Annotated in this window: 26 protein-coding genes; 14 read left to right on the top strand and 12 right to left on the bottom strand. The window is 68.5% G+C overall.

Features of this window, described 5'->3' with window-relative positions; all coding sequences use genetic code 11:
- Positions 1 to 22 precede the first annotated feature (22 nt).
- Genes ncot_RS00320 through ncot_RS00310 form a run of 3 tightly spaced genes read left to right on the top strand, consistent with a single transcriptional unit; the run spans position 23 to position 3538 of the window.
- On the top strand, positions 23 to 904 hold the full coding sequence (locus ncot_RS00320; RefSeq protein WP_168615803.1) for a dihydropteroate synthase: 882 nt from the start codon (positions 23 to 25) through the stop codon (positions 902 to 904).
- Complete coding sequence (locus tag ncot_RS00315; protein WP_206065059.1) at positions 901 to 2958, top strand: ASKHA domain-containing protein; 2058 nt, start codon at positions 901 to 903, stop codon at positions 2956 to 2958. The genes ncot_RS00320 and ncot_RS00315 overlap by 4 nt, the downstream gene beginning before the upstream one ends.
- Complete coding sequence (locus ncot_RS00310) at positions 2885 to 3538, top strand: DUF1638 domain-containing protein (RefSeq protein WP_168615802.1); 654 nt, start codon at positions 2885 to 2887, stop codon at positions 3536 to 3538. Before ncot_RS00315 ends, ncot_RS00310 begins: the two co-directional genes overlap by 74 nt.
- A 144-nt stretch (positions 3539 to 3682) precedes the next feature.
- On the opposite strand, the gene ncot_RS00305 is transcribed toward ncot_RS00310, so the two are convergent.
- The 8 genes from ncot_RS00305 to ncot_RS00270 form a co-directional block, all read right to left on the bottom strand.
- Positions 3683 to 4540 (bottom strand): methylenetetrahydrofolate reductase, encoded by an 858-nt coding sequence (locus ncot_RS00305; RefSeq protein ID WP_168615801.1) that lies wholly within the window; start codon positions 4538 to 4540, stop codon positions 3683 to 3685.
- A gap of 107 nt (positions 4541 to 4647) precedes the next feature.
- On the bottom strand, positions 4648 to 5235 hold the full coding sequence (locus ncot_RS00300; protein ID WP_168615800.1) for a TetR family transcriptional regulator: 588 nt from the start codon (positions 5233 to 5235) through the stop codon (positions 4648 to 4650).
- Between the two features lie 48 nt (positions 5236 to 5283).
- Entirely contained in the window at positions 5284 to 5475 is a 192-nt protein-coding gene (locus ncot_RS00295) for a ferredoxin (RefSeq protein ID WP_168615799.1), read from the bottom strand.
- Positions 5476 to 5640: 165 nt separating this feature from the next.
- The gene (locus tag ncot_RS19780; protein WP_168615798.1) at positions 5641 to 7095 is read right to left on the bottom strand and encodes a fatty acid desaturase; all 1455 of its coding nucleotides are present in this window, start codon (positions 7093 to 7095) and stop codon (positions 5641 to 5643) included.
- Positions 7096 to 7216: 121 nt separating this feature from the next.
- The gene (locus ncot_RS00285; RefSeq protein WP_168615797.1) at positions 7217 to 7984 is read right to left on the bottom strand and encodes an ABC transporter permease; all 768 of its coding nucleotides are present in this window, start codon (positions 7982 to 7984) and stop codon (positions 7217 to 7219) included.
- Entirely contained in the window at positions 7981 to 9012 is a 1032-nt protein-coding gene (locus ncot_RS00280; protein WP_168615796.1) for an ATP-binding cassette domain-containing protein, read from the bottom strand. Before ncot_RS00280 ends, ncot_RS00285 begins: the two co-directional genes overlap by 4 nt.
- A gap of 221 nt (positions 9013 to 9233) precedes the next feature.
- The gene (locus ncot_RS00275) at positions 9234 to 9767 is read right to left on the bottom strand and encodes an N-acetyltransferase (protein ID WP_168615795.1); all 534 of its coding nucleotides are present in this window, start codon (positions 9765 to 9767) and stop codon (positions 9234 to 9236) included.
- A gap of 2 nt (positions 9768 to 9769) precedes the next feature.
- Complete coding sequence (locus ncot_RS00270; RefSeq protein ID WP_168615794.1) at positions 9770 to 10513, bottom strand: maleylpyruvate isomerase N-terminal domain-containing protein; 744 nt, start codon at positions 10511 to 10513, stop codon at positions 9770 to 9772.
- 133 nt (positions 10514 to 10646) lie between these two features.
- Here ncot_RS00270 and ncot_RS00265 point away from each other — a divergent pair, with 133 nt between their 5' ends.
- Entirely contained in the window at positions 10647 to 12698 is a 2052-nt protein-coding gene (locus ncot_RS00265; protein WP_168615793.1) for an MMPL family transporter, read from the top strand.
- Here the strand turns inward: ncot_RS00265 and ncot_RS00260 are convergent.
- Positions 12684 to 13328 carry a PadR family transcriptional regulator gene (locus ncot_RS00260; RefSeq protein ID WP_240937995.1) on the bottom strand — a complete coding sequence of 215 codons (645 nt, stop codon included), beginning with the start codon at positions 13326 to 13328 and terminating at the stop codon, positions 12684 to 12686. The genes ncot_RS00265 and ncot_RS00260 overlap by 15 nt on opposite strands.
- Before the next feature lie 20 nt (positions 13329 to 13348).
- The gene (locus tag ncot_RS00255) at positions 13349 to 14731 is read right to left on the bottom strand and encodes an NAD-dependent malic enzyme (RefSeq protein WP_168615792.1); all 1383 of its coding nucleotides are present in this window, start codon (positions 14729 to 14731) and stop codon (positions 13349 to 13351) included.
- A gap of 322 nt (positions 14732 to 15053) precedes the next feature.
- Here ncot_RS00255 and ncot_RS00250 point away from each other — a divergent pair, with 322 nt between their 5' ends.
- The 4 genes from ncot_RS00250 (at position 15054) to ncot_RS00235 (ending at position 20075) form a co-directional block, all read left to right on the top strand.
- Entirely contained in the window at positions 15054 to 15650 is a 597-nt protein-coding gene (locus tag ncot_RS00250; protein ID WP_168615791.1) for a TetR family transcriptional regulator, read from the top strand.
- 43 nt (positions 15651 to 15693) lie between these two features.
- Positions 15694 to 18150, top strand: coding sequence for an MMPL family transporter (locus ncot_RS00245; RefSeq protein ID WP_168615790.1), 2457 nt, complete (start codon positions 15694 to 15696; stop codon positions 18148 to 18150).
- A gap of 210 nt (positions 18151 to 18360) precedes the next feature.
- The gene (locus ncot_RS00240) at positions 18361 to 19950 is read left to right on the top strand and encodes a sodium-dependent transporter (RefSeq protein WP_206065058.1); all 1590 of its coding nucleotides are present in this window, start codon (positions 18361 to 18363) and stop codon (positions 19948 to 19950) included.
- Positions 19947 to 20075 carry a methionine/alanine import family NSS transporter small subunit gene (locus ncot_RS00235; protein ID WP_168615789.1) on the top strand — a complete coding sequence of 43 codons (129 nt, stop codon included), beginning with the start codon at positions 19947 to 19949 and terminating at the stop codon, positions 20073 to 20075. The genes ncot_RS00240 and ncot_RS00235 overlap by 4 nt, the downstream gene beginning before the upstream one ends.
- Before the next feature lie 38 nt (positions 20076 to 20113).
- Here the strand turns inward: ncot_RS00235 and ncot_RS00230 are convergent, their stop codons facing one another.
- Positions 20114 to 20773, bottom strand: a complete 660-nt coding sequence (locus tag ncot_RS00230; protein WP_168615788.1) for a hypothetical protein — start codon at positions 20771 to 20773, stop codon at positions 20114 to 20116.
- Between the two features lie 79 nt (positions 20774 to 20852).
- Here ncot_RS00230 and ncot_RS00225 point away from each other — a divergent pair, with 79 nt between their 5' ends.
- Complete coding sequence (locus ncot_RS00225; protein ID WP_168615787.1) at positions 20853 to 21221, top strand: hypothetical protein; 369 nt, start codon at positions 20853 to 20855, stop codon at positions 21219 to 21221.
- A complete protein-coding gene (locus ncot_RS00220) occupies positions 21215 to 21628 on the top strand; it encodes a hypothetical protein (protein ID WP_168615786.1) in 414 nt (137 codons plus the stop codon). Before ncot_RS00225 ends, ncot_RS00220 begins: the two co-directional genes overlap by 7 nt.
- A gap of 130 nt (positions 21629 to 21758) precedes the next feature.
- On the opposite strand, the gene ncot_RS00215 is transcribed toward ncot_RS00220, so the two are convergent.
- On the bottom strand, positions 21759 to 22007 hold the full coding sequence (locus ncot_RS00215) for an SHOCT domain-containing protein (protein ID WP_168615785.1): 249 nt from the start codon (positions 22005 to 22007) through the stop codon (positions 21759 to 21761).
- A gap of 1080 nt (positions 22008 to 23087) precedes the next feature.
- Between ncot_RS00215 and ncot_RS00210 the strand changes: the two genes are divergently transcribed.
- The 4 genes from ncot_RS00210 to ncot_RS00195 all read left to right on the top strand — a co-directional run bounded on the left by ncot_RS00210 (position 23088) and on the right by ncot_RS00195 (position 26717).
- Entirely contained in the window at positions 23088 to 23981 is an 894-nt protein-coding gene (locus ncot_RS00210) for an Abi family protein (protein ID WP_168615784.1), read from the top strand.
- Between the two features lie 115 nt (positions 23982 to 24096).
- On the top strand, positions 24097 to 25194 hold the full coding sequence (locus tag ncot_RS00205) for an adenine-specific methyltransferase EcoRI family protein (protein ID WP_168615783.1): 1098 nt from the start codon (positions 24097 to 24099) through the stop codon (positions 25192 to 25194).
- Positions 25191 to 26360 carry a DUF262 domain-containing protein gene (locus tag ncot_RS00200; protein ID WP_206065057.1) on the top strand — a complete coding sequence of 390 codons (1170 nt, stop codon included), beginning with the start codon at positions 25191 to 25193 and terminating at the stop codon, positions 26358 to 26360. Before ncot_RS00205 ends, ncot_RS00200 begins: the two co-directional genes overlap by 4 nt.
- Before the next feature lie 45 nt (positions 26361 to 26405).
- Entirely contained in the window at positions 26406 to 26717 is a 312-nt protein-coding gene (locus ncot_RS00195) for a helix-turn-helix transcriptional regulator (protein WP_168615782.1), read from the top strand.
- Positions 26718 to 26755: the final 38 nt, after the last annotated feature.

The following is a 26755-nucleotide window of genomic DNA, read 5'->3' as shown; positions in this document are numbered from 1 at the left end:
GCGGTGTGCCCGGGAGCATCGCATGAGCTCGCCGGCCGCTCCGCTCGAGACCGTCCTGCGCTCCGCGAGCCGGGAGGTCGTCATCGGCCACGGACGACGCTTCTGCCTGATCGGTGAACGGATCAACCCGACCGGTCGCCGCATCTTCCAGGAGCAGCTGCGCGCGGGCGACCTGTCCGCGATCGAGCGCGACGTGCAGGCGCAGGTGGCCGGCGGCGCCGACGTGCTCGACATCAACATGGGCGTGCCGCTGACCGACGAGGCCGACCTGCTGGTCCGCGCGATCCGCATGGTGCAGGGCCTCACCGACCTTCCCGTCTGCATCGACTCCAGTGTGGTCGAGGCGCTCGAGGCCGGCCTCGCGGCATACGAGGGACGGGCCCTGGTCAACTCCGTGACCGCGGAGGACGAGCGGCTGGAGCAGATCCTGCCGTTGGTCAAGAAGCACGACGCCGCGGTCATCGCGTTGCCCAACGACGAGCACGAGATCCCGATGGAGGTGGAGAAGCGGCTCGAGCTGACCGAGAAGATCATCCGGGTCGCCACCACGGAATACGGCATTGCCGCCGCCGACATCGTCATCGACCCGCTGGCGATGCCGATCGGTGCCGACACCTCCACCCTGATGACCACGCTGGAGACGATGCGCCGGATCCGTCACGACTTCGGCGTGAACATGACCTGCGGTGCCTCCAACGTCTCCTTCGGCATGCCCGACCGGCACACGCTCGGGGCGACGTTCCTGCCGATGGCGATGCTCTCCGGGCTGACCAGCGCGATCATGGACGCACGCACTCCCCAGATCGTCGACGCGGTCAAGGCCGCCGACCTCTTGCTCGACCACGACGAGTGGGGCACGGCCTGGATCGCGGCCCACCGCGCCAGGAGGGACGAGTCGGCGTGACCGTCGAGCCGGGCCTCCCCGACGACCAGGGCCTCCCCGCGGACGCGGAGCCCCCGGACATCTCCGTCGTCAGGATGCAGCGCGAGGGCCTGCTCGAGGCGCCCGGCACCGACTTCCCACCCCACGACGGAGTCGGCCGGGTGACACTCTCGTTCACCATCGAGACCGGACCCGTCACCGGCACCACGGCTGGAAGCACGGAGACCCAGAAGACGGTCCGGGTGCCGCCGGGGGTCAGCGTCTTCGACTCCGCGTCCTGGAACGGGATCGCGATCGACTCGACCTGCGGCGGCCACGGCACCTGCCACAAGTGCCGGGTGCGCGTCGAGGGACCGGCGCCGACGACGCGTCACGACGTACGCACCTTCAGCCCTGAGCAGCTCGACGCGGGTTGGCGACTCGCCTGCCTGGTTCCCGCCACCCGCGACCTCGCGGTCTTCGTTCCACCGCTGACCACCCGCCCCAAGGCCGCCACGGTGGGCGTGGGTCGGCAGGTGATCCTGCGTCCGGCCGTCCAGAAGCGGTACGTCGAGCTCGAGGAGCCGACCCTCGCCGACCAGCGCAGCGACGTCGTGCGGCTGCTCGACGCGATCACCGACCTGGCCCCGTCCCCCGACCTGCACGTGCTCCGTCGCCTGCCGAGGGTGCTCCGGTCCGCGGACTTCAAGGTGACCGCGGTCATCGTCGACGAGGCACTGATCGAGGTCGAGCCCGGCGACACCACCGGCCAGCGGCACGCGATCGCCTTCGACCTCGGCACCACCACGGTCGTGGCCACGCTGCTCGACCTGACCACCGGGACCCCGGTCGCCGTGGCGTCGATGCTCAACAAGCAGCAACCCTTCGGTGGCGACGTGATCAGCCGGATCAGCGCGACGATGATGGACGACCGCGCGCTGGGTCGGTTGCAGGAGGCCGCCGGTGCCACGCTCGCCGAGCTCGCCGAGCAGGTCTGCCGCGAGGGTGACGTGGCCCCGGAGTCGGTCCACGAGGTCGCCCTGGCCGGCAACGCCACGATGGTCGCCCTGGCCCTGGGCATCGACCCCGAGCCGATCGGCGTCGCCCCCTTCGTGATGACCACGGCGCTGCCACCCGCCGTGCTCGCCGCCGACCTCGGGCTCTCGCTCCACCCCCGCGCGCGGGCCGTGATGTTCCCCGCGCTGGGGGCGTACGTCGGCGGCGACATCGTCTCCGGCATGCTCGCCACCGGCATGGATCGCGACAAGCGCACCCGCCTCTTCATCGACGTCGGCACCAACTGCGAGATCGTGCTCAGCGACGGGGACACCATCGTGTCGACCGCGGCCCCGGCCGGCCCGGCGTTCGAGGGTGGCGCCATCCGTTGCGGGATGCGCGCCGCCGAGGGCGCCATCGAGGTGGTGCGCCTGTCCCCCACCCCGGTGGTTGAGGAGGTCGGGCAGCGACCGTCTCGAAACCCCAGCCCGGTCGAGCTCCAGGTGATCGGTGACGTGGCGCCACGCGGACTCTGTGGCTCCGGTCTGGTCGATGCGGTGGCCGAGCTGGTCCGGGTCGGGCTGCTCGACGACTCGGGCCGTTTCCTGCCCGAGGAGGCCGCGGCCGAGGTGGCTCCTGGCCTGGCCGACCGGCTCACCCGGATCGGCGAGGAACGAGTCTTCGTGCTCCACCGGGCCTCACCCGACGCCGACCCGGCCGACTGCGTCGTGCTCTCCCAGCGCGACGTCCGCGAGCTCCAGTTCGCCAAGGCCGCGATCTCCACCGGGTGGTCGCTCCTGCTCGACGAGCTCGGGCTCGAGCACCGCGACGTGCAACAGGTCCTGCTCGCCGGCTCGTTCGGCAGCTACCTCTCCCCCGCGGCCGCCGTACGCATCGGGCTGGTGCCCCCGCTGCCCCTGCTGCGGATCGTCTCGGCCGGCAACGTCGCGGGCGAGGGCGCCAAGATGGCGCTGCTCTCCCTCCCTGAGCGGGCTGGCGCCCAGACGCTGGTGGAGGAGGTGACCTATGTCGAGCTCTCCGACCGCCCCGACTTCAACGAGCGCTTCGTCGAGCAGCTCGGCTTCGGCAAGACGTCCTGAGCGGCGTACGTCCCTGGTCGCCTGTGGCGCGCTCGCCCAGCCCGCGGCCGAGATCGCCGAGCGCCGGGACTGGGCCCTGGACGTGCATCCGTTGCCGCCGCTGCTGCACAACCAGCCCCACCTGATTGCCGACCGGGTGCGCGCGCTGGCCCTCGAGCTGCTGGCTCGCGGCGACCGGGTGGTGATCGGGTACGCCGACTGCGGCACGTACGGCGCCCTCGACGCGGTGTGCGCCGAGCTCGGCCTCGAGCGCCTGCCGGGGCTGCACTGCTACGACGTCTTCGGCGGCGCCTCCCGGATCGAGGAGTTCTTCGCCGACCAGCCCGGCACCTACGTGCTGACCGACTTCCTGGTGCGGTCGTTCGAGCGCACGGTGGTGCGCGAGCTCGGGCTCGACCGCTACCCGGAGCTGCGTGAGGACTACTTCGGCGCCTACACCCGTGTGGTGTGGCTCGCCCAGCAGCCCGACGACGAGCTGCACCGGCTCGCCTCCGGTGCCGCGGCCAGGATCGGGCTGCCGCTGACCGTCGTCCCGACCGGCCACGCCGGGCTCGAGCACGCGTTGGCCGGCCTGCTCTGACCTGGCCCCCCTCGTTGCGACGCCCTCTCGCTCCGGGAGCGATCAGATCGGCAGGAAGTTCACTGAGTATGCCGACGGCTTGCGCGTGGACGGAAGATCCGGCCCCCGAACTTCCTGCCCAAATGACCGCCCTGCACGGACCGCTCAGAGTCGCTGCAGCAGGTCGGTGCGCCACGCCTCCGTCTCGGCGATCTGGTTGAAGGTGAACACGTGCAGGCCCTCCACGAAGGCGGTCGGCGTGCCCAGGGCCGGGGCGCACCGGGCCAGGAAGCGCTCGCCGGTGAAGCCGCCGGGGGCGGCCAGGCGCGCGAAGGTGCCCTTGTGCTTGGCCAGGAACCGGGTCGACTCGCCGACTCCGATCCGGGTGGCCATGCCGAGCAGCTTGGCCCGGTCGACGGGGCCGGGGATGCCGAGCAGCAACGGGGTGGTGACCCCGCGGTTCCGCATCCGCTCGAGCCACACCTTGATCACGGCGGGATCGAAGGTCAGGTTGCTGACGATGTGCGTGGCGTGGCGCCGCTTGTCCCACATGGCCTGCACGGTCAGGTCGTCGCTGATCGACGGGTGCGACTCCGGGTAGCCGGTGATGCCGACGTGGTTGAACGGTCGCCCCAGGGCAACGATGTCCTCCAGCAGCGACAGGGCGTCGGGGTAGTCGCCGGCGGGCTCGGCGTCACCGCCGGGCACGAAGATCCGGCTGATGCCGGCCGAGGTCAGCCGGTCGCAGATCTCCTCGAGCTCACTGCGCCCGCTGACCATGCGGGCGGCCAGGTGGGGTACGACGGCGTACCCGGCGCGGGTCAGCCGCTCGGCCAGGTCGAACGTGGCGTCCAGGCCCTTGCTGGGCGACGCGGTCACGGTGATCACCCGGTCCAGGGGAACGTGCTCGACCACCTTCTCCTCGGTCGATGCCGTCGGCAGCACCTCGTAGCGCGCCTGCTCGAGCAGGCGGCGCATCGTCTGATTGCGGGTCCTGCCTCCACCATCCAGTTTGTTGCGCATCGTGCACCCTGATTTCGTCATACGCACCGTTCTGGCATCAGCGTAGACCCGCGGATCGGCCCCGGAACAGGGCTGGCGCCGACCTTTTCCCGGAGGCCCGCCGCCCGTCAGGAACGCAGGACCCGCTCCGCGATCCAGGCGATGTCGCGCGAGGTCTCGTCGGGACTCGCGGACGGCTGCATCACGTGGCTGAGCACGACCCGGACGACCATGTCGATCGCCGCCTCGAGGCGTGCCGGCTCCAGGGCCACCCGATAGGGCCCGACCCGCTCGGTCACCACCAGCTTCGCGACCCCGAGCAGGGACTGCGAGTGCGTGGTCAGCAGGGGCAGCAGCTCGGTGTCGGCACCGTGCGTGGCCGAGACCACGGCATGCAGCAGTGGGTTGTCCTGGGCGAAGTCGAGCACCGCGCGCGACGCACCCCGGATCGCACCCAACAGGTCGTCCGGAGAGTCGTCGAAGGCGGTGTTGACCAGCTCCAGGAACCGGGAGAGCTCGTGCAGGATCATCGCCTCGGCGAGGGCCGGCTTGTTGCCGATCTCGTTGTAGACCGTCTGCCGGCTGACCCCCACCTCGTCGGCGAGCTTCGTCATGGTCACCCAGGCCCAGCCGTGCCGGGTGGTCAGCGACGCCGCAGCCTCGATGATCCGGTCACGCGTGGTGAACGGAACATCGAGGTCCGAGGCAGACGTCATGGCGCCATAGTAGGACGCGACAGTGCGCCCACCTTCACCGAGCGGACCTCACCCCACCAGGCTCAGCGCCAGCACCGGGCAGGAGCTCACCGCGGCGGTGAGCAGCTTGCGGTGCTCCTCGCCCGGCTCCTCGTCGAGCACGTGCATGACGTCGTCGTCGTCGAGCTCGAAGAACTCGTGGGCCATGGATTCGCACATGCCCAGGCCCTCGCACGTGTCGCGGTCCACCTCGATCCGCATCACGCTGTCTCCCCGTGCCGCTCGCAGCTCGGGCGCACAGTCGCGGCACGCGCCCGACTCACGCTCGCGGCGTCCTCGCGCATCACGCTGTCTCCCCGTGCCGCTCGCAGCTCGGGCGCACAGTCGCGGCACCCGCCCGACTCACGTTCGCGGCGTCCTCGCGCATCACGCCACAGCCTTGTCGATCGGCACGAAGTCGACCTTCTCGCGCACGCCGCAGTCGGGGCAGCACCACGAGTCGGGGATGTCGGCCCACGACGTGCCGGCCGCGAACCCCTCGTGCTCGTCGCCGGCGTCGACGTCGTACACGTAGTCACAGCCCGGACAGCGGGCGGCGAGCACCTCGTCCACGGCCAGCGCCGCGGCGGCCAGTGCCTCGTCGGCGCGGATCCTGCGCTCCTTGGCCTCGTCCATCGCCACGCCGTACTTCTCGAGGAGCTTCCGCTCCTTGCCGGGCTGCAGGTTGGCCAGGGTCAGGTCGCCGTCGAAGTGGGCGATCACCCGCGGGTCCATCACCCGGCGCCAGACCGGCGGGAACAGCGCGAGGACGATCATCCCGGCGTACCCGGTCGGCAGCACCGGCGACTCCTCGAAGTCCCTCAGGGTCTGGTAGCGACGTGTCGGGTTGGCGTGGTGGTCGGAGTGGCGCTGCAGGTGGTAGAGCAGCACGTTGGTGGCGATGTTGTTGGAGTTCCAGCTGTGGCTCGGCAGCACCCGCTCGTAGCGCTGCCGCTCGCCGACACCGACCTTCTGGCGCAGCATGCCGTAGTGCTCCATGTAGTTGACCACCTCGAGCAGCGAGAAGCCGACGACCGCCTGGATCACGAGGTACGGCGTGATGCCGATGCCGAAGATCGCGATCATCGCGCCGAAGAGCACGGCCGACATCAGCCAGGCGTTGAGCACGTCGTTGCCGAGCCGGAACGGGTGCTTGCCCTTGCGTGCGATCCGCTTCCTCTCCAGGTTCCAGGAGCTCCTGAGCGACCCGATCACGGTGCGCGGCCAGAACTGGTAGAAGCTCTCACCGAAGCGGCTGCTGGCAGGGTCCTCGGGGGTGGCCACGCGCACGTGGTGGCCGCGGTTGTGCTCGATGTAGAAGTGGCCGTAGAAGCTCTGGGCCAGCGCGATCTTCGACAGCCAGCGCTCGTTGGCCTCCTTCTTGTGCCCGAGCTCGTGGGCGGTGTTGATCCCGATCCCGCCGATGCAGCCGATCGAGATGGCCAGGCCGATCTTGTCGACCACGCCGAGCGGCTCGTCGAGCAGCCCGAAGGGGTTTCCCCCGCTGACCAGCCACATCGCGCCGACGAACCCGGCGTACTGGATGGGCAGGAAGAGATAGGTGATCCAGCGGTAGTACCTGTCCTTCTCGAGCTCCTCGATCACGTCGTCCGGAGGGTTCGTGCGGTCCAGTCCGGCGATCAGGTCGATCGACGGCACGATGGCGAGGATCACGATGGGACCGATCCAGAACCAGACCCCCCAGCCGGTGATCGCGTGCATCCCGAAGGCGACGAAGGCCAGCGACGGCACCACCAGCCCGATCAGCCAGAGGTAGCGCTTCTTGTCCTTCCACCGCTCGGTGGATCCCTCGGGAACCGTTCCCGCAGTCCTGGTCGCCATGGCGAGCCTCCTCGTCCGCACGCCGGAGCTCGATTCAGGGTTGTGACCGGCGTCGCTTTACAAAACAGGATGGATTGTAAAGAGGCTCCTGTCAAGGGTTGGCCCGCGCCGACGTGGCCGGTCAGGCGTTCTCCTTGCGGAACACCGACGTGCCCCACCACAGCGCCAGCACGAAGAGACCGGCAGCCCAGCCCACGCCCCACGCCATCTCGTTGGTGCCGAAGTCTCCGACGAAGGTGCCACGCACGGCGTCGGTGATCCAGCGGAACGGCATGAAGTCGCTGATGCCCTCCAGCCACCTCGGGCCGAGCGTCATCGGGAGCATGATCCCCGACAGCAGGAGCACGGGCATCATGATCATGTTGATCAGCGGCGCCATCACGTCCTCGCTCTTGGTGGTCAGCGCCAGCGCGTTCGACGCCGCGGCACAGGCGCCACCGACGAACAGGGTGAGCAGCACCCCGACGACGATGCCGCCGAGCGGCGCACGCATGCCCATCCAGTAGCCCAGGCCGATCAGGATCAGCGCCTGCACGAGCAGCTGCAGCAGGTCACGCATGAGGCGGCCGACCAGCAGCGCCGTGCGGCTGGCGGGGGTGACCCGCTCGGCCTCGACGACTCCTTCTCGCCACTCGGCGATCAGGCCGAAGCCGGCGAAGAACGCGCCGAACATGCCCAGTTGCACCAACAGGCCGGGCACCAGGAAGGTGTAGGGGTTGTCGGTGGGCAGGTCGAACTGCGCGACCAGCGGCTTGAGCAGCGGGCCGAAGAGGATGAGGTAGAGCACCGGCTGCAGCACGCCGATCAGCACCCAGGCGGGGTTGCGCAGGTTCATCCGGATCTGGCGGCGGAAGACGATGAACGACTCACGCCAGAACAGCGGGGTCATCGGTTGGCTCCTTCGAGCTCGGAGGTGGGTTCGCCGGCGGCGGTGGACGGCTCGGCGCCCTCGTCGGCGGCCTCGGCGTCGCGGAGGGAGCGGCCGGTCAGGGTCAGGAAGACGTCGTCGAGCGTGGGGCGGAGCACCTCGATCGAGTCGAGGGCCACGCCACCGGTGTCGAGGTCACGCAGCAGTCCCGGGATGGCCCGGCCTGCCCGCTGGACGCGGCCGCGCACGTGGCGGCCCTCCACCTCGACGCCCTCGGCGATCGAGCCGAGCTTGTCGCGGGCGATCACGACCTGGTCGTCTCCGGCCACCTCGAGGTCGACCAGGTCACCGGAGACCTGGGCCTTGAGGTTGTCGGCGGTGTCGCTGGCCACGATCCGGCCCTTGTCGATGATCACGATACGGTCGGCCAGGTGGTCGGCCTCGTCGAGGTAGTGCGTGGTCAGGAAGACCGTCACGCCCTGCTCGGCCCGGAGTCCGGCGATGTGCTCCCACAGGTTGGCCCTGGCCTGCGGGTCGAGGCCGGTGGTCGGCTCGTCGAGGAAGACCAGGTTGGGCTCGTGGATCAGGCCCATCGCGATGTCGAGGCGACGCTTCTGACCGCCGGACATGTTCTTCGGCATCCGGCGCCACAGGCCGGGCAGGTCCAGCTGCTCGAAGAGCTCCTTGCCCTTGCGCTCGGCGTCGCGACGCGACATGCCGTAGAGCATGCCGTGGTCCATCACCTCGTCACCGGCGATGGCGCTGGAGAACGTGGACCCGGCCTGGGAGACGTAGCCGATGCTGCGACGCACGTCCTGCGACTGGGTGGCCACGTCGAAGCCGGCCACCGTCGCGGTGCCGGCGGTGGGCTTGAGCAAGGTGGTCAGCATCCGCAACGTGGTGGTCTTCCCGGCGCCGTTGGGCCCGAGGAAGCCGACCACCTCGCCCTCGGCCACGTCGATGTCGACGCCGTCGACGGCATGGACGGGCGTCTTGTTCTTGCCCTGGCCTGTCATGAAGGTCTGCACGAGACCTCGTGCACGGATCATCGGTGAACCCCTCGTCGGTAGCGCATGGTCAAACGTGACTGGTCAAACGTGAATGGATGGAGTGTTCAACATTGAACACCCCGGCGACAAACGAATTCTCGCACTCGCGGCAGCAGCACTCATCGGTGCATCGTCGACGCCACGTCGTGAGCGCTCCGAAACGGCCCACTTTCTCGTTGAGAATGGTCCGTTTCGGAGCGCTCACGAGGGGATTCCCCGGCTCAGTCCGCGACCGCCGCCACCGCCGGCGGGTAGACCACGTCCCCGCGCAGGCTGGGATCCTCCGGGTCGTACGCCGACAGCAGCGCCACCTGGGCCGCCTCGGGCGGCGCCCACCCGGGCAGCGTGATGTGGATGCCGTGGGCCACCGACGAGGTGAACCCACGGGCGCCGTAGTAGGCCGGGCTCCCCTCGAGGACGACCAACGGTTCCCCTCGGTCGTCGGCCGCGCCGAGGGCCGCGGCGATGAGGAGCGTGCCGATCCCCTGGCGCTGCGTGTCGGGCCGCACGGCGAGCGGGGTGAGCATCGCGATCGTCCGCTCGCCCGCCTCGCCGCGCAGCGTCGTCCCGCTGACCATCACGTGCCCGACCACCTCACCATCAGCGACTGCGACCAGGTCCAGGTCGGGCCGGAAGAACTCCGAGGTCCTGATGCCCCTGACCATCGTCGAGACGGCCGTGTCCTCGAAGGCGGCGTCGACCACCCGGCGTACGGCGTCGTGGTCGGTGGGCACAGCAGGGCGGATCGTCGTCATGCTCAGCTCCAGGTGATGGCAGCGTCCTGCCACAGCTCGGGGGCACCGATCTCGTCGGAGCGGTTCCACAGCGTCAGGTAGAGCGCCACCGGCGAGCCAGCCAGCTCGACGTCGCCGCGCGGTTCCGGCGTACGACGGGCGACGGGCGGGGCCGGGCTGACCTCGACCTCCCACCCGGCCGCGGCACCGTCGGGGCGCACGGCGATCGTCATCGGTTCCTCGGACCGCAGCCGCGAGCGCTCGCGCGGGAGGAACCCGGTGACCAGCTCGTCGATGCCGTCCAGCGCCACGGCGTCGGTGATCCAGGTGTCCGCTGACTTGGGGTGGCGGCCCAGGGCCGCGGACAACGCGTCGACCGCATGGATGGTGGTCTCGTGGCACTGACGGCGCGCCCAGAACAGCTTGGCCGGCGGCGCGTCCGCGAGGAAGACCAGGGCCTCCAGGTCGTCGGGCGCGGCGTGGATCGCCTGGGCGAGGTCGATCGCGCCGTCGCGCAGCCACTCGAGCGGATCCGGTGCCACCTGCCCCTCCTGCTGGAAGCGGTCGGGCTCACCGCGCTCGCCACGCAGGATTGCCGTCGCCCAACGGTGCACCATGCCCTGGTGCGCGACGAGCCGACGGACGGTCCAGTCGGGGGTGGTCGGGACGGAGGCGCGCAGGCCGGCGCGGTCGGCGTACCTCGTGAAGGCGATGAGTGCCGAGCGGAGTCCCTCGAGGTGCTCGGCAAGGGGGAGGTCGGTGGCCATGTGCCCCAGCGTCTCAGGTCGCCAGCCCCCGGCGCGCGCGATTATTCGCGACGCGAGCAGTCAACCGGACCACGACTGGGGGCGTCAGGCACACTGACCGGACCCGACGACCGATCCACGAGAGGCATCCCGCATGGCCCGCACCCCTTGGCTCGCCAGCTCCCGACGTGCCTGGGCAGTCGTGCTGCTCGGCTTCATCGTGGCCGGCCTCCTGCTCGGCCTGGTCGGCGAGGGGGGACGCAGCCAGAGGCCCACCGACGACCTGCCCCGGGGCATGGACAGCACGCAGGCCACCGAGCTCCGCGACGCCCTCCCCGACGACGACTCGTCCGTGGCCATCGTGCTGTTCACCGCCGAGAGGGGTGAGCTGGACCGAGAGGCCCTGGACTCGCTGAACGACCTGGCCACCACGATCGGCAGCGGTGAGCGAGGGCCCGGCGTGCAGCCGTCCGAGGACGGCACCGCCGCGCTCCTGGTCGTGCCGGTCACCGGAGCCTCGGCGACCGACACCGAGGCCTTCGTCTCCGACCTGCGCGACGAGCTCGACCGGTCGGTGCCGGCCGGAGTGGCGGCACAGGTCACCGGGCCCGCGGCCGTGGAGGCCGACTTGGCCCAGGTCTTCCAGGGCGCCAACACCAAGCTGTTGCTGGTCACCGCCTCCGTGGTCGCGCTGCTCCTGGTGATCACCTACCGCAGCCCGGTGCTGTGGCTGGTGCCGTTGCTCGTGGTCGGCCTCGCGGACCGCCTTGCCGCCGTGCTCGCCACCCGGGTGATGGCAGCCTTCGACGTCGCCTGGAACGAGTCGACGGTGGGCATCCTGTCGGTGCTGGTCTTCGGCGCCGGCACCAACTACGCCCTCCTGCTGATCTCCCGCTACCGCGACGAGCTCAAGGTGCACGACGACCGGTCCGAGGCGATGTCGCTCGCCCTGCGACGGACGGCCGAGGCCGTGCTCACCAGTGCCGGGACCGTCGTGGCCGGGCTGCTGACCCTGCTGCTGTCGCTGACGCCCACGACCCGCGGACTCGGCCTGGCCTGTGCCGTCGGCATCGTCGTGGCCGCCGCCTACGTGCTGGTCGTCCTGCCCGCGCTCCTCATGCTGTTCGGCCGCTGGATCTTCTGGCCGTTGGTGCCCCACCGGGGCGACGAGGTCCTGGTCGAGACGCACTCCTGGTGGCGCCGGGTCGGTGACACCGTCGCAGCGCGGCCGGGCACCTTCATCGTCGGCACGCTGCTGCTGCTCGCGGTCCTCGCCGCCGGCCTGTTCCGCATCGACACCGGCCTCAAGCAGTCGGACCAGTTCCTCGACAAGCCCGAGGCGATCTCCGCCTCCGAGCGCCTGGCCGAGTCCTTCCCGGCGGGCACGTCCGACCCCACGCAGGTGTTGACCCGGGCCGACGCGGACCAGGTGCTGCGCACCGTCGAGGAGACCACGGGAGTCTCCTCCGCCCGGGTGAGCATCTCGGCGGCCGGGATCAGCCAGATCGACGTGGTTCTCGACGCAGCTCCCTCCAGCCCGGCGGCTGCCGCTGCGATCGAGGCGCTGCGCGACCGGTTGACGACGTACGACGACACCCACGTCGCCGGCAGTGCGGCCACCGCGATCGACTCCGAAGCCGGCGCGCAACGCGACCAGCGCCTGCTCCTGCCGTTGATCCTGCTGCTCGTGCTCGGCGTCCTGCTGGTGCTGCTGCGATCGGTCGTCGCCCCGCTCCTGCTGGTGACCACCGTCCTGGCCACGTTCGCCGCGGCACTGGGCAGCTCGTGGTGGTTGTTCACCGGGCTGCTCGGCTTCGACGCCCTCGACGTGGACGTGGTGCTGTTCGGCTTCCTGTTCCTGGTCGCCCTCGGCGTCGACTACAACATCTTCCTGGTCACCCGGGCCCGCGAGGAGTCCCGCGCCCACGGCACCCGCGAGGGGATGCTCCGTGCGCTGGCCGCCACCGGTGGCGTGATCACCAGCGCCGGCATCCTGCTGGCCGCGGTGTTCGCGGTGCTCGGTGTGCTGCCCCTGGTGGTGCTCGCCCAGCTCGGCGTGGTGATCTGCGTCGGAGTCCTGCTCGACACGCTGCTGGTGCGCACGGTGCTGGTGCCGGCGCTCGGCGTACGCCTCGGCGACCGGTTCTGGTGGCCGCGCCGGTTCACGGAGGCGGCTGCGGCACCCTCGCCCTCAGCGGCCGAGTAGCGCGCGGTACTTCTCCCGGTCCGCGTTCATCTGCCAGCCCGGGTCGTCGTCAGGAGGCGTCCAGCCCCAGTCCTCGCCCTGGGCGAACTTCAGGTCACCGGAGCGCACGTCGCGCAGCGTCTGGTTCAACCAGGCCAGCTCGGTGGCCACCGAGTCGCGCCACAGCATCAGGCCGCGTACGGCGTGCGGGGGCCCGTACGACGGATCCGCGTCGCGCGGCGACGGGAAGGAGTCGAGGGTCCTCTCGAGTGCCCGCTTGCGCGCCTCCAGGCTGGTCTGCACCTGGTGCTGGTCGAGCAACGGCAGCATGCCGAAGGCGACGTGGAAGGCGACCCGGTCGTAGGGGTCGACCTCCTCCAGGGCGCGGATCATCAGCTGGGTCAGCTCGGCACGCCCGCGCGCGGTGGCCTCGTAGACCGCGACCTCACGCGCGCCGTCGACCAGGTCGTGGCGCTTGAGGAAGCCCTGCTCGGTCAGCCGGGCCAGCCCGTTGTAGATCGATCCGGGATTCACGTGGGCCCACTTGTCGATCTCCCACGACACCAGCTCGCGGCGGATCTGGTAGCCGTTGATGGGCTCGAGCATCGCGACAGCGCCGAGCAGCAGCATGCGTGTCTCCGAGCCGGCCATGGCCCGAGTCTAGGCCCGGGTCAGTCGCGCGGCTTGCCCGAGATGGCGGCGGCGACGGCCTTGGGCACGTCGGGGTGGAAGACGCTCGGGATGATGAAGCTCGGGTGCAGCTCGTCGTCGGTCACCACGTGCGCGATCGCCTCGGCAGCACGCAGCAGCATCTCGGTGGTCACCTCGTCGGCCCGTGCGTCGAGCAGGCCCCGGAAGACGCCGGGGAAGGCCAGCACGTTGTTGATCTGGTTGGGGTAGTCGGAGCGACCGGACGCCACGATGGTGGCGTGCTTGGCGGCCTCGGCCGGGTCGACCTCCGGGTCGGGGTTGGCCAGCGCGAACACGATCGAGCCCTCGGCCATGCTCTTGATCCACTCGGGGTCGAGCACGCCGGGCCCGGAGACGCCGATGAACACGTCGGCCCCGTCGAGGCCCTCCTTCAGGCCGCCGCGCCGGCTGTTGGGGTTGGTGCGTCGCGCGAGGTCCAGCTTGGCCGGCGAGAGGTCCTCGCTGTCGCCGCAGAGCAGGCCCTCGCGGTCCCAGACCACGACGTCCTCGGCGCCGCCGGCGAGCAGCAGCGAGACGATCGCGGAACCGGCCGCGCCGCCGCCGGCGACGACGATCCGGATGTCGGCGATGTTCTTCTCGACGACGCGCAGGGCGTTGGTGAGGGCGGCCAGCACCACGATCGCGGTGCCGTGCTGGTCGTCGTGGAAGACCGGGATGTCGAGGGAGTCGCGCAGGCGGGCCTCGATCTCGAAGCAGCGCGGAGCGGCGATGTCCTCGAGGTTGATGCCACCGAAGCCGGGGGCGATCATCTCGACCGCCTTGACGATCTCGTCGGTGTCCTGGGTGGCCAGGCAGATCGGCCAGGCGTCGATGTTGGCGAACTTCTTGAACAGGGCCGCCTTGCCCTCCATCACCGGCAGCGCCGCGCCGGGGCCGATGTTGCCCAGGCCGAGCACCGCGGAACCGTCGGTCACCACGGCCACGGAGTTCCCCTTGACGGTCAGCCGGGTGACGTCCTCGGGGTTCTCGTGGATCGCCATCGAGACCCGACCGACGCCGGGCGTGTAGGCCATCGAGAGGTCGTCACGGGTCTTGAGCGGGACCTTGGAGGTGACCTCGATCTTGCCGCCGAGGTGGAGCAGGAAGGTGCGGTCGGAGACCTTGTGCACCTCGACGCCGGCGATGCCACGCACCACGTCGGCGAGCTGCTTGGAGTGCTCCTCGTCCCCCGCCGAGCAGGTGACGTCGACCACGAGGCGGTCGTGGCTCGACTCCGCGACGTCGATGGCGGTGACGATGCCGCCTGCCTCGGCCAGCTCGGTGGCGACGGTTCCCACCACCCCGTGGTCGGGCGCGGTGTAGAGGCGCATGGTGATCGAGTACGACGAAGCGGTGGCTGCCATGCGACCACAATCCTCCCCGTCGTCGGTTACCGGCAAGTCGGCCGTGGTTTCGAGACGGTTGCTGCGCAACCTCCTCAACCACCGACAGGACCGTGCTGCGCAACCTCCTCAACCACCGACGGGACCGCGCTGCGCAACCTCCTCAACCACCGACGGGACCGCGCTGCGCAACCTCCTCAACCACCGACAGGACCGTGCTGCGCAACCTCCTCAACCACCGACAGGACCGTGCTGCGCAACCTCCTCAACCACCGACGGGGTGGGCAGCATCACAGCAGCTTCGAATTGCACTCGGCTGGTGCAAAGTGCAAAACTGCACTTCATGACCGAAAGTGCAAACTCGTTGACCGTGCGCAAGGTGACCACCGCGCACCGGATCACCGTCTGCGCGCAGCAGCTCACCGACCAGCACGGCTTCGACGGATTCACGATGGACGAGCTCGCCGAGGCCGCCGGGGTGTCCCGCCGGACCGTCTTCAACTACTTCCCCGGCAAGCTCGACGCCGTCCTGGGCAACAAGCCCGAGGTCCGCGACGACCTCCTCACCGAGTTCACCCGGGGCGGGCCCGAGGGCAATCTCATCGACGACCTCTGCTCGATCCTCGTGCACATGGTGAGCACCAAGGAGTTCACCCGCGCCGAGGCGGAGGTGGCCCGACGCATCGTCAAGGCCGATCCCCGCCTGATGGCCGCCGCCCACGAGCGCTTCGAGGGCCTGGCCGAGGAGTTCGCAGCCCTCATCGTGCGGCGCGAGGGCGAGGCGTTCGGAAACCGTCGTGCCCGCCTCCTGATCTCGATGGTGGCGTGTCTCTACGGCGTCGCGCTCAACGACGTCCTCGACGCCGACAACCCCGGCCTCGAGCTCGACGTCGCGTTCGTCGAAGCACTCTCCACCCTGCGCGACCTGCTCTCCCGCTGACCCCCAGACGTCCCGAAGCACCACTCCCGAAGGAGCCACCACCATGGCAACCCTGCTCTACCGACTCGGCAAGACCGCCTACCGGCGGTGGCCGTTCTTCCTCGTCGGCTGGCTGATCGCGATGATCGCGGTCGGCACCGTCGCCGGCACCCTCTCCAAGCCGATGACCGACTCGATGTCCATCCCCGGCATCCCGTCGGAGAAGGCCTCCGACATGCAGAAGGAGCTCTTCCCCAACGCCCAGGACCCGTTCGACGACGCCAGCGTCAACGTCGTGGTCCAGGCACCGAAGGGTCACACCCTCGACGAGCCGACGTACTCCCGCGCTGTCGACGCCCTGGTCACCGACCTCGCCGACGGACCGCAGATCTCCGACGAGACCGTGCCCGTGGTCGTGCAGGACGGCGCCGACCTCAGCGACCAGCAGTACGCCGCCGCACGCGAGGCCACCATCGAGGAGCTCGAGAAGGCCCAGCCCGAGGGCGAGCAGCCCCCGACGATCGGCAACCCGACGATCCTCGGCCCGATCCAGGACCAGCAGCTGGTCGCGGGGGCCAAGGCCGGCGGCGCGGACCCGAAGACCGCCCGGGCCAACGCCGCCGCCATGTCGATCGTCTCCGAGGACGGTCGCACCGGGCTGATCAAGCTCGAGTTCGACGTGGACACCCCGATGGACATCGAGCCGGCCAGCCAGGACGCCGTCAAGGACGCGATGGCCACGGCAGGCGACAACGGCCTGGTCGCCGAGGCCAACGGCTCCGGCATGTCCAGCATGGCACCGCCCGGTGGCGCCTCCGAGCTGATCGGCATCGGCCTGGCGCTGCTCGTCCTGATCCTCACCTTCGGCTCGCTCGTCGGTGCCGGGCTCCCGATCGTCACCGCGCTGATCGGCGTCGGCCTGGGCATCACCGGGATCACCGCCGCCACCGCGTTCATGGACATCGGCTCGACCACGCCCATGCTCGCCACGATGATCGGGCTCGCCGTCGGCATCGACTACGCGCTGTTCATCCTGGCCCGCTACCGCAACGAGCTGCACCACACCGACGACCGCGAGGAGGCGGTCGGCATCTCGGTCGGCACCGCCGGCTCGGCCGTGGTCTTCGCCGGCCTGACCGTGCTGATCGCGCTCGCCGCGCTCTCGGTGGTCGGGATCCCGTTCCTCACCTCGATGGGTATGGCGGCCGCCGGCACCGTGCTCATCGCGGTGCTCGTCGCCCTGACCCTGCTGCCGGCGCTGCTCGGCATGCTGAAGTCGAAGGCGTTCGGTGGCCGGGTCCGCAAGCACGACCCGAAGCGCGACGACGAGGGCATGATCCTCAACAACGGTGTGCGCTGGGCCCGCCTGGTCGGGCGCGCGCCCGTTGCCGTCGTCCTCATCGTGGTGGTGGCGCTCGGCGCCCTCGCCATCCCGCTGAAGAACCTGCACCTCGCCTTCCCGACCGACAGCACCTCCTCGACGGACACCACCCAGCGCCAGGCCTCCGACCTGGTCAGCGACGCCTTCGGCCCCGGCCGGGAAGCGCCGATGCAGGTCGTCGTCGACGTCCGCGACGTCACCGAGGGCGACCGCAACGCGGCCATCGGTGAGGTCGTCGGCTGGGCGGCGTCGCACGACGGCGTGGCGAACGCCCAGGTCGTCGGCACCAACGCCGACCCGAGCGACCCGGAGGCGGTGCCCACCGGTGCCGTCGTCATGCTCACCCCCGAGACCGGGCCCGACGAGGCGGCCACCGAGGACCTGCTGGCCGACCTGCGCGACACCCAGTCCGACATCGAGGCCGAGACCGGCGCCGACACCGGCGTCACCGGCCTGACCCCGATCACGGTCGACATCTCCGAGCGTCTGGCCGACGCCCTGCCGATCTATCTCGCGGTCGTCATCGGGCTCGCGTTCATCCTGCTGATGCTGGTCTTCCGCTCCATCCTGGTCCCGCTGACCGCCACCCTGGGCTTCCTGCTCTCGGTGCTGGCCACGCTGGGCGCCACGGTCGCGGTCTTCCAGGAGGGCGCCTTCGGGATCATGGAGGGCCAGCCGATCGTCAGCTTCATGCCGATCTTCCTGATCGGTGTCGTCTTCGGGCTGGCGATGGACTACCAGGTGTTCCTGGTGACCCGGATCCGCGAGGCCCACGTGCACGGCGCCAGCCCGCGGGAGGCCGTCATCGACGGGTTCCGCAACAGCGCCCGCGTGGTCGCCGCAGCCGCGGTGATCATGACCGCGGTCTTCGCCGCCTTCATGCTGCAGGACGAGCCGATCATCAAGTCGATGGGCTTCGCGCTCGCCGTCGCGGTCATCTTCGACGCGTTCATCGTCCGCATGACGTTGATCCCGGCCGTGATGTATCTGCTCGGCGACAAGGCCTGGTACCTGCCGAAGTGGCTCGACCGGGTCCTGCCGAACGTCGACGTCGAGGGTGAGAACCTGCACCGCCCGCACCTCGCGCAGTCGGTCTCCGACGACGATGACGACAAGGACCGCGAGCTGGTCGACGCCTGATCGTCGTACGACGAACCGGCCTGCACCGGCCCCGCGGCACCGAGCAGTCCGCAGCTTCTGGCGCCTGGAAGCCTGCGGACTGCTCGGGGCTGCGGGTTGAGGCGCCCTCCTACACGAACCCGCGGGTACGGCGCAAAGTGGCGCCGATCACAGTGGCGGGCCAGACTGGATCCGATCTCGAGCCACCCATTCGAGTCCGGAAGGATCACAGTGAGCACCCAGTCGCCAGCCAGCCCGCCCCCGTCAGGCGCCACCCAGGCTGACATCGAGAAGAAGCGCGGAGGCTTCTCCTCCCGCAACGTCTTCATCTTCGCCGCGATCGGCTCCGCCGTGGGCCTCGGCAACATCTGGCGCTTCCCCAAGGAAGCCTTCGACAACGGCGGCGGGGCCTTCATGGTCCCCTACATCATCGCCCTGCTCACCGCGGGCATCCCGTTCCTGCTGCTCGACTACGTGATGGGCCACCGCACCCGCGGCTCGGCGCCCCTCGCCTTCGCCCGCACCCACCGCAGGACCGAGTGGCTCGGCTGGTGGCAGGTCGGCATCTGCTTCGTCATCGCGGTCTACTACGCCGCGATCCTGGCCTGGTCCCTGCGCTACACGATCTTCTCGTTCGGCAAGGATTGGGGCGACGACCCGGGCACCTTCTTCGGCGGCGACTTCCTCAAGGCCAGCGACCCCGCCAACGGTGTCACCACCGACTTCGTGGCCGGGCTGCTGATCCCGCTCCTCATCGTGTGGATCGCCGTGCTGGTGATCATGGCCCTCGGCGTGCAGAAGGGCGTCGGCGCCACCTCGGTCATCTTCATCCCGATCCTGGTGCTGGCCTTCCTGGTCCTCGTGGTGCGGGCGCTGTTCCTGCCCGGTGCCGCCGAGGGCCTCGAGGCCCTGTTCACCCCCGACTGGAGCGCGCTGGGCGACACCAGCGTCTGGGCCGCCGCCTATGCGCAGATCTTCTTCTCGCTCTCCATCGGCTTCGGCATCATGATCACCTACTCGTCGTACGTCGGTCGCAAGGTCGACCTGACCGGCTCCGGCCTGGTGGTCGGCTTCGCCAACTCCAGCTTCGAGCTGCTCTGCGGCATCGGCGTCTTCTCGGCCCTGGGCTTCATGGCCCAGGCCCAGGGGCTCCAGGTCGCGGACGTCGCCGCGGGTGGGCCGGGCCTGGCGTTCGTGGCGTTCCCGACGATCATCAACGAGGCGCCGGCCGGGGTGCTGATCGGCATCCTGTTCTTCGCCTCCTTGATCCTGGCCGGCATCACGTCGCTGGTGAGCATCCTCGAGGTGGTCATCTCCGCGATCCGCGACAAGTTCGAGATGTCGCGCATCGGCGCCACGCTGGCCGTGCTCGTGCCCGCGACCGTGATCAGCGTCTTCTTCTTCTCCACCACCAGCGCCCTGCACGTGCTCGACATCGTTGACAACTTCATCAACAAGTTCGGCATCCTCTTCGTCGCGGTGGTGAGCATGGTGGTCCTGGTGTGGATCGTGCGCGCCCTCCCCGACTTCGTCGGTCACCTGGAGAACAGCGGCTCCATCCCGATCCGCGGTTGGTGGCCCGCCCTGGTGGCCGTGCTCACCCCGCTGGCACTGGCTTTCGTCCTGATCAGTGACTTCCGCGAGACCCTCGACACCAAGTACGGCCTGCCCGACACCGACTATCCCGACTGGATGGTCAACACCTTCGGCTGGGGTGTGGTCGCGGCCGTCATCCTGCTGGGCGTCCTCGCCTCGTTGGTCAAGTGGCGTCCTGACACCAATCTCGCCGTCCCCGCGATCCCCGAGGAGGAGAACCTGTGAGTTCGACAGCGATCATCATGATGCTCGTGGCCATGCTCGTCATCTGGGGAGGCCTCGGCCTCGCCGTGATGAACCTGATGCGCTCGACGCCACCGACCCCCGACGAGATCCGGCGCGACCTCTGACGCACTCGGCCGGCGGTCTCACCGCCCCGGCCGGGCACTCAGCGGCGCGGGACGCGGCGCCCTTGGGCCTGGGCGGGTTGCTGGTGCCCGACCGGGTTGTCGAAGCCGGCGAGGACGACCCGCACCTTCCTGCCACCGCTGAGCATCAGCAGGTGGTCGTCCTCGATCTCCTGGACGTCGCCGCGGACCAGCACCTGACCATCGGGAAGGTCCTCGATCGTGTCGTCGGGCTTGCAGCGCTCGACGTCCTTGGTCGCGACGATCTCGAGGACGTCGTGGCGCCGGGCCCAGAACATCAGGAACAGCATGCCCAGGATGGCGAGGTCGGCGAGCAGGGTCAGGAGGAGCCCGACCCGGCCGGGCGGCCGGTACCCCACGGCCCGGTTCGTCGCCGGCTTCCCGGGCAGGTAGGTGACCTCGATCGTGTCCGTCCGGGTCGCGCGGTCGTACGCCGCCTCGGTGACCTCGGCCGAGTACGTGGTGCGGTCCGGGTCCACCTCGGCCGGCAGCTGGAAGTCGACGTAGTGGCGCGTCCCCAGGGCCTTGGCGTGGCGGACGGTCGCCGTGGCCACCTCTCCGTCCGCGTCCAGCCGGTGGTTGGTCCACCAGAAGTGCCCCATCGGCAGGTTCACCAGGAAGAGCAGCACGACGACCGCGACGAGCGGCCAGAACCGCGAGGGCTTCGACCGTCTGGACACCGGGCCATTCAACTACAGGTCCTGGCGCGCCCCCGGGTCGGCGCGACTCGCCTTCCCGGCCGGCAGATACAGTCAGGCCGTGTACTGGCTGCTCACCTCCGTCGTGCTGACCCTGCTCCTGGTCATCGCCGTCCTCGCCATCGCGGCTGCCGCATCGCCCCAGATGGCGTCGCTCGAGCCGATCGCCCGCCACGGCATGACGGTCGCGCAGGTCGCCACCGGGATCGTCGTCCTCGGTGCCGTCATCGGGCTGCTCAAGGGACATGACCCCGACGCGCTCTGGATCACGGTCGGCTACGCGGTCGCCGCCGTCGGTGTGCCCGTGCTGCTGCTGAACCAGCAGCCCGACGAGTCCGGCCGGGCGGTCGAGCCTCCCAGCCTGTACGTCGTGGCCGTGGCCGCGGTGACCGTGCTGGTGCTGCTCCTGCGCCTGCAGCAGACATGGTGACCTCGACCAGCCGGGGCAGGTCGCACGGGCGGCAGGTGCTGGTCGCGGTGTACGCCGTGTTCGCGATCGCCGCCGGTGCCCGCTCCGCCGTACAGCTCGCCACGAAGTTCGACGAGGCCCCGGTCGCCTACCTGCTCTCGGCGCTGGCGGCGGTGATCTACGTCGTGGCCACGGTGGCCCTGCGGTATCGCGGGGAGCGGGCCTCCCACGTCGCCCTGGGCGCCATCTCCATCGAGCTGGTCGGCGTGCTCGGCGTCGGCTTCCTGAGCGTCCTCGACCCGGAACTGTTCCCCGATGCCACGGTGTGGTCCGACTTCGGCGTCGGCTACGGCTTCGTGCCGCTGGTCCTGCCGGTCATCGGTCTGCTGTGGCTCTGGAAGTACGGCGACCGCACCCGCCGTCGTTGATCGGGTGGCGGCGCGGTCCGTCGTTGATCGAGTGGCGGCGCGGTCCGTCGTTGATCGAGTGGCGAGCGCCAGCGAGCGTATCGAGATCCCCCGCCCACCCGCTGCCGCGACAGGGCGACCCCGACCCGACTCACTTCTCGTTCAACACGGCCAGTCGGGCGCGGTACTCCTCCTCCTCGATCTCGCCGGCGGCGAAGCGCTCGGCGAGCCGGGCCTGCCCGGAGCGGATCCCGCACTCGGCGCGACTGCGGCGACCCCAGCGGATCACCAGGTAGGCGAAGGTGACGATCATCAGGAACCAGACGAGCGGGAAGATCGGCCAGAAGGCCGGGCCGTCGCCGTCCCAGCGGTCGGCGGACAGGACGAGTGCGTTCAACATGGGTGGTGCCTCCTCGGATCGGTGTCCTCCAAGGCTCGTCCGATGCCGGCCGCACGACGTCCGCTGCACCGCGCAACCGGCGTACGCAATCCGGCGTAGCCCGGCAAGCCGCAGGCGCCGAATCAGCTCGGCTTCTCCCGAGCTGGCAGCCGCAGCGGTCCGTTCGACATGCAGTTGTGCGTACGACGACCTCGGGCCACGGTCAGCAGGTCCGGGCGAACGGCACAACTGCATGTCCATCGGACCGACGGCGCCTGGAAAACCGAGGCCCGGAAATGCGAGAAGGCCCCGGGTCATGGACCCGGGGCCTTCTGCTCAACGTGCGCGAGGGGGGAGTTGAACCAGAGGATTTCAACGCTCGATCAGGCCAAAACGCCGTTCTGAGCGTGAAATCGGAGGTCTGTTGCCTCCAGTTGACTCCCGATTTGCCGGGGGTGTGCACCCTGGGGGGCACCAGCCGCTATTTTCGAGTGAGGCCAGCGTTTCTGGCCCGATTGCGCGATTCTAGACCAGATTTCGGACCATCTCGAGTGGCTTGAGACCCGATGCCGGGCGAGGGCGGACTTCATCCGCCTCGAGCCGCATAGACGTGCATCGTCGGAGCCGCATCCTTCGGACCCCTCTTCTTCGACACGACGAGACCCGCACTCCGGCCAAGGCGCTTTGGCTGGCCGTGATCGCCGCCGGCGTCGTCTCCGACGCGTGCAAGCCGTCCAACCAGCATGCTGTAGCAAACTCACATCGGCGTTGTGCGGTGTCCCCGCAGTCCGTTTGCAAGCAGGTGGTTAGGGGTTCGAGTCCCCTAGGCTCCGCCACGAGAAACCGCAGGTCAGCGTGTGGCTTCTTTGGATTTCGGAACTGAACGAGAGTCGGCTTACTGGGCGCTGTGGGGGGCTGGTGGGGGAAGAGGCGTCAGCCTGCCTCAGGTTCCTACCGGGGTCGGCCCACGTGATTTGATCCGAATCTGCCGAACGATGTGCGCGTTCCGGTCCCATCGTCTATGTTGGAGCCAATCGACCCCCTCCCAAGCCTCTCCACGATGCTCAAATGGGAGGGGCCTCTTTCTTTCTGGAGCGCTCCGTGAAGCCGAGCCTGTCCTGGGATCAGCAGGTCGCTCTCCTGGTCGAACGTGGACTCTCCATTAGCGACGAAGCCATGTGCGCCGCCTTCCTCGCGGCCAACAACTACTACCGGTTTTCCGGGTACACGCGGTACTTCCAGATCGCCCCTCACGAGGGCGACGACCGCTACCGTCCGGGCACGACGTTCGACGAGATCCGGGCGGTCTACGAGGCCGACGAGGCCATGCGAGCGGAGCTCGTCAGGCCGTTGGCCTGCGTGGAGTTGCTGCTGCGGACACACACCGCGCACGTGATCGCCCAGACGTATGGACCGAGCGGCCGATACCTCGAGGAAGACTTCTACACCGACGTGTCGGAGAGGGATCCGACGATCGAGGTTTGCCTACGTGACCTGAAGCGCAGCAAAGAGCGTCACATCCTTCGTTACCGGACTGACGTCGACAACTCGTCGAGCTTTGCCGAACTGCCGGTTTGGTCCGCTGTCGAGGCGTGGTCTTTCGGCACCCTGTCGAAGTGTATTGAGCGCGGCGCTCAGGGCGCTTTGGCTGATGCGGTCGCGACCAGTATCGGCGTTGCCAAGGGTGGATTCCCCTATCGCGTGCGAGCTCTCGTCTACCTCCGCAATCGCTGTGCCCACCACAGTCGGATCTGGCACCACTCCGTTATCGACGCCGGTCCGACGCCGAACAACGTCCGAGTAAGGGCGAAGAAGAAGGCCGGACAGTTCGGCCCCCGCTCCATCCTCGACGTCGTGGCCTCGCTCGACGACATGCTTGTCCGCAGCAAGACCGCCGATCCTTTACTCCCTGGTTTGGTGCAGAGACACGATGGCGGGTCCGCCTTCTGGCAGGGTCTATCGCATCCGCAAAACCCAGTCGATCGCAGGCTCTGACTGTCGACTCACGGACGTGTTTGTCAGACGTGATGTCGCACCCCATCGATAGGATGACCGCGAAGACGCACACCGCTCCCGGCGCTGCAGCGGGAGCCGTTGAGGAAGGGTGAGGATGGCGGGCACATCAAGCAAGCAGCGGAGCCTCGGAGACGCCAAGGCTGCCAAGGACGACGAGTTCTATACCCAACTGTCCGATATCGAGAAGGAGCTTCGTCACTACCGGAAGCACTTCAAGGGCAAGGTCGTCTACCTCAACTGCGACGACCCCCGCGAGTCGGAGTTCTTCCACTACTTCAGCTACAACTTCGAGAAGCTCGGACTGAAGAAGCTCATCGCCGCCTGCTACAAGAGCCAGAACATGGACCTGTTCTCAACCGAGGACAGTGAACAGGCGGTCTATCTCGAGTACGACGGGGACAAGGACGGCGATCGGATCCCGGGCCGCGACGAGATCGAGGTGCAGACCTTCGAGGGCGACGGCGACTTCCGCTCCGAGGAGAGCATCGCGCTGCTCAAGCAGGCCGACGTCGTCGTGACCAACCCGCCGTTCAGCCTGTTCCGAGAGTACGTCGCCCAGCTCATCGAGCACGACAAGAAGTTTCTGATCATCGGGAACATGAACGCCGTCGCCTACAAGGAGATCTGGTCACACATCAAGGCGAACAGACTCTGGCTCGGCGTCACCCGCACCGGCACCGGGCAGATGTGGTTCCGTGTCAACGAAGACTTCCCCGTGAAATCAGGACAGAAGGTCGGCAACGATGGACATCGGTACCAGACCATTGGCAACACCGCATGGTTCACGAACCTCGACCACGCGAAACGACACGAAGAGCTCACACTGTTCAAGACGTACAGCCCGGAGGAGTTTCCGCGATTCGACAACTTCGACGCGATCGAGGTCGCGAAGACCGTCAACATCCCCGTAGATTACGACGGCGTCATGGGTGTCCCGGTCACCTTCTTGGGCAAGTACAACCCAGATCAGTTCGAGATCCTCGGCACGGACGAATCCGACTACCCACCAACGAAGACCTACAAGGGCAAGAGCAAGGTTGTCGATGGTGTGCCAGTGCGATCGAACACAGGGTCCGGCGGCGCTTACATCCGTGCTGACTCGTTCGGACCGGGCACTTTCTTCGACGTGGGCTATCCCCTCAGACGAACGTACAAGCGAATCTTCATCCGGCGAAAGGGAGTGGCTTCATGACGATGAAGATCGAGCTCTTGCATGTCCGGGTCCGAGACCTGGTCGAGGACTACGAGGACAACGACGAGCTCGGCGTGCGCGCATACGGCGGCCGCCTGGACGTGCGCCCGCCCTACCAGCGCGAGTTCGTCTATAAGGACAAACAGCGCGATGCCGTCATCGAAACCTTGCGCCGCGACTTCCCCTTGAACGTCATTTACTGGGCTGTGCTCGGCGAGGTGGACGAGGACGGGGTGGAGTTTGAGATCATCGACGGCCAGCAGCGCACCATCTCCATCTGCCAGTACGTCGAGGGCGACTTCTCCATCGAGGTCGACGGCCACCAGTTGGCCTTCCACAACCTGCAGAACGACCAACAGGAGCAGATCCTGGACTACGAGCTGATGGTCTATTTGTGCCAGGGCACCGACTCGGAGAAGCTCGACTGGTTCAAGACCATCAACATCGCCGGTGAGGAGCTCACCGACCAGGAGTTACGCAATGCCGTTTACCACGGTCCGTGGGTGTCCTCGGCTAAGAAGTACTTCTCCAAGAACGGCTGCCCGGCCTACGCGATCGCCTCCGACTACATGACCGGCTCGCCCATCCGCCAGGACTACCTCGAGACTGTCATTGAGTGGATCAACTCTGGCAAGGTCGACGAGTACATGCGGGACCACCAGCACGACGCAGACGCCAAGAATCTGTGGACTTACTTCCAGGGCGTCATCACCTGGGTCGAGACCACCTTCCCGAAGAAGCGCTCCCAGATGAAGACCGTCAAGTGGGGGCAGCTGCACGCCAAGTACAAAGATTCCGACCACGACCCTACGAAGCTCGAGGCGCGTGTGGCGAGCTTGATGGGTGACATCGACGTGAAGAACAAGCGAGGTATCTATGAGTACCTGCTTGCCGGGGAGCAGGACATCAAACTGCTCGACGTCCGGGTCTTTGATGAGAGGACGAAGCTCGCATCGTACGAGCAGCAGACAGCGCAGGCGGAGGAGGACGAGACCTCGAACTGCCCGATGTGCTCCAGCGGTAGCAACGCCAACTCATCTCGCATTTACGAACTCGGTGAGATGGACGCCGACCACGTGACCGCTTGGAGTAAGGGTGGTGCGTCGGACATCGCCAACTGCGAGATGCTCTGTGTGCCCCACAATCGATCCAAGGGCAACAGGTAGCGCCGACGGTGCTCTGAGCGAACCGTCGTCGTCACGATCGCCCGAATGGCCGGCACTCCGAGCGCAGCGCAGGTCGCGGCGTGGCGATCGAATGTCCCGGCTGAAGGTGACCCACAACTGACCGAGGTCATCGTCCATGTCGTCGCGGTTGTGCCCAGTCCAGGGCTTGGCATCGAGATTGCGAACGCCTGGCAACGGGAGGGCTGGAGCACCGACTGGCTCGCGGAGGAATCCGGCATCGGTCGGCGCACGATCATCAACCTCGAGGGCGCTCTCAAGACGCCCCAGATCCACACGCTTTACGCGGCCGCGGTAGCCCTCGACGTACCGCTAGCTGACCTCGTCGCCCTTCTCTGATCCATCAGGCTCCAAGCTCCCCTTCGGCACCAAGATGA

The organism is Nocardioides sp. JQ2195, assembly GCF_012272695.1.
GTDB lineage: Bacteria > Actinomycetota > Actinomycetes > Propionibacteriales > Nocardioidaceae > Nocardioides.
The sequence above is the reverse complement of the archived record's forward strand: the minus strand, read 5'-3'. Positions and strand labels throughout refer to the sequence as shown.

Coding starts and splice junctions, on each gene's coding strand:
- ncot_RS00255 (WP_168615792.1), bottom strand. CDS start 14,731: ATGGCAGCCACCGCTTCGTCGTACTCGATCACCATGCGCCTCTACACC.
- ncot_RS00275 (WP_168615795.1), bottom strand. CDS start 9,767: ATGACGACGATCCGCCCTGCTGTGCCCACCGACCACGACGCCGTACGC.
- ncot_RS00205 (WP_168615783.1), top strand. CDS start 24,097: ATGGCGGGCACATCAAGCAAGCAGCGGAGCCTCGGAGACGCCAAGGCT.
- ncot_RS00220 (WP_168615786.1), top strand. CDS start 21,215: ATGGTGACCTCGACCAGCCGGGGCAGGTCGCACGGGCGGCAGGTGCTG.
- ncot_RS00310 (WP_168615802.1), top strand. CDS start 2,885: ATGTCGAGCTCTCCGACCGCCCCGACTTCAACGAGCGCTTCGTCGAGC.
- ncot_RS19780 (WP_168615798.1), bottom strand. CDS start 7,095: ATGGCGACCAGGACTGCGGGAACGGTTCCCGAGGGATCCACCGAGCGG.
- ncot_RS00260 (WP_240937995.1), bottom strand. CDS start 13,328: ATGGCCGGCTCGGAGACACGCATGCTGCTGCTCGGCGCTGTCGCGATG.
- ncot_RS00265 (WP_168615793.1), top strand. CDS start 10,647: ATGGCCCGCACCCCTTGGCTCGCCAGCTCCCGACGTGCCTGGGCAGTC.
- ncot_RS00300 (WP_168615800.1), bottom strand. CDS start 5,235: ATGACGTCTGCCTCGGACCTCGATGTTCCGTTCACCACGCGTGACCGG.
- ncot_RS00195 (WP_168615782.1), top strand. CDS start 26,406: ATGGCCGGCACTCCGAGCGCAGCGCAGGTCGCGGCGTGGCGATCGAAT.
- ncot_RS00320 (WP_168615803.1), top strand. CDS start 23: ATGAGCTCGCCGGCCGCTCCGCTCGAGACCGTCCTGCGCTCCGCGAGC.
- ncot_RS00270 (WP_168615794.1), bottom strand. CDS start 10,513: ATGGCCACCGACCTCCCCCTTGCCGAGCACCTCGAGGGACTCCGCTCG.
- ncot_RS00280 (WP_168615796.1), bottom strand. CDS start 9,012: ATGATCCGTGCACGAGGTCTCGTGCAGACCTTCATGACAGGCCAGGGC.
- ncot_RS00245 (WP_168615790.1), top strand. CDS start 15,694: ATGGCAACCCTGCTCTACCGACTCGGCAAGACCGCCTACCGGCGGTGG.
- ncot_RS00285 (WP_168615797.1), bottom strand. CDS start 7,984: ATGACCCCGCTGTTCTGGCGTGAGTCGTTCATCGTCTTCCGCCGCCAG.
- ncot_RS00215 (WP_168615785.1), bottom strand. CDS start 22,007: ATGTTGAACGCACTCGTCCTGTCCGCCGACCGCTGGGACGGCGACGGC.
- ncot_RS00250 (WP_168615791.1), top strand. CDS start 15,054: ATGACCGAAAGTGCAAACTCGTTGACCGTGCGCAAGGTGACCACCGCG.
- ncot_RS00305 (WP_168615801.1), bottom strand. CDS start 4,540: ATGCGCAACAAACTGGATGGTGGAGGCAGGACCCGCAATCAGACGATG.
- ncot_RS00295 (WP_168615799.1), bottom strand. CDS start 5,475: ATGCGGATCGAGGTGGACCGCGACACGTGCGAGGGCCTGGGCATGTGC.
- ncot_RS00200 (WP_206065057.1), top strand. CDS start 25,191: ATGACGATGAAGATCGAGCTCTTGCATGTCCGGGTCCGAGACCTGGTC.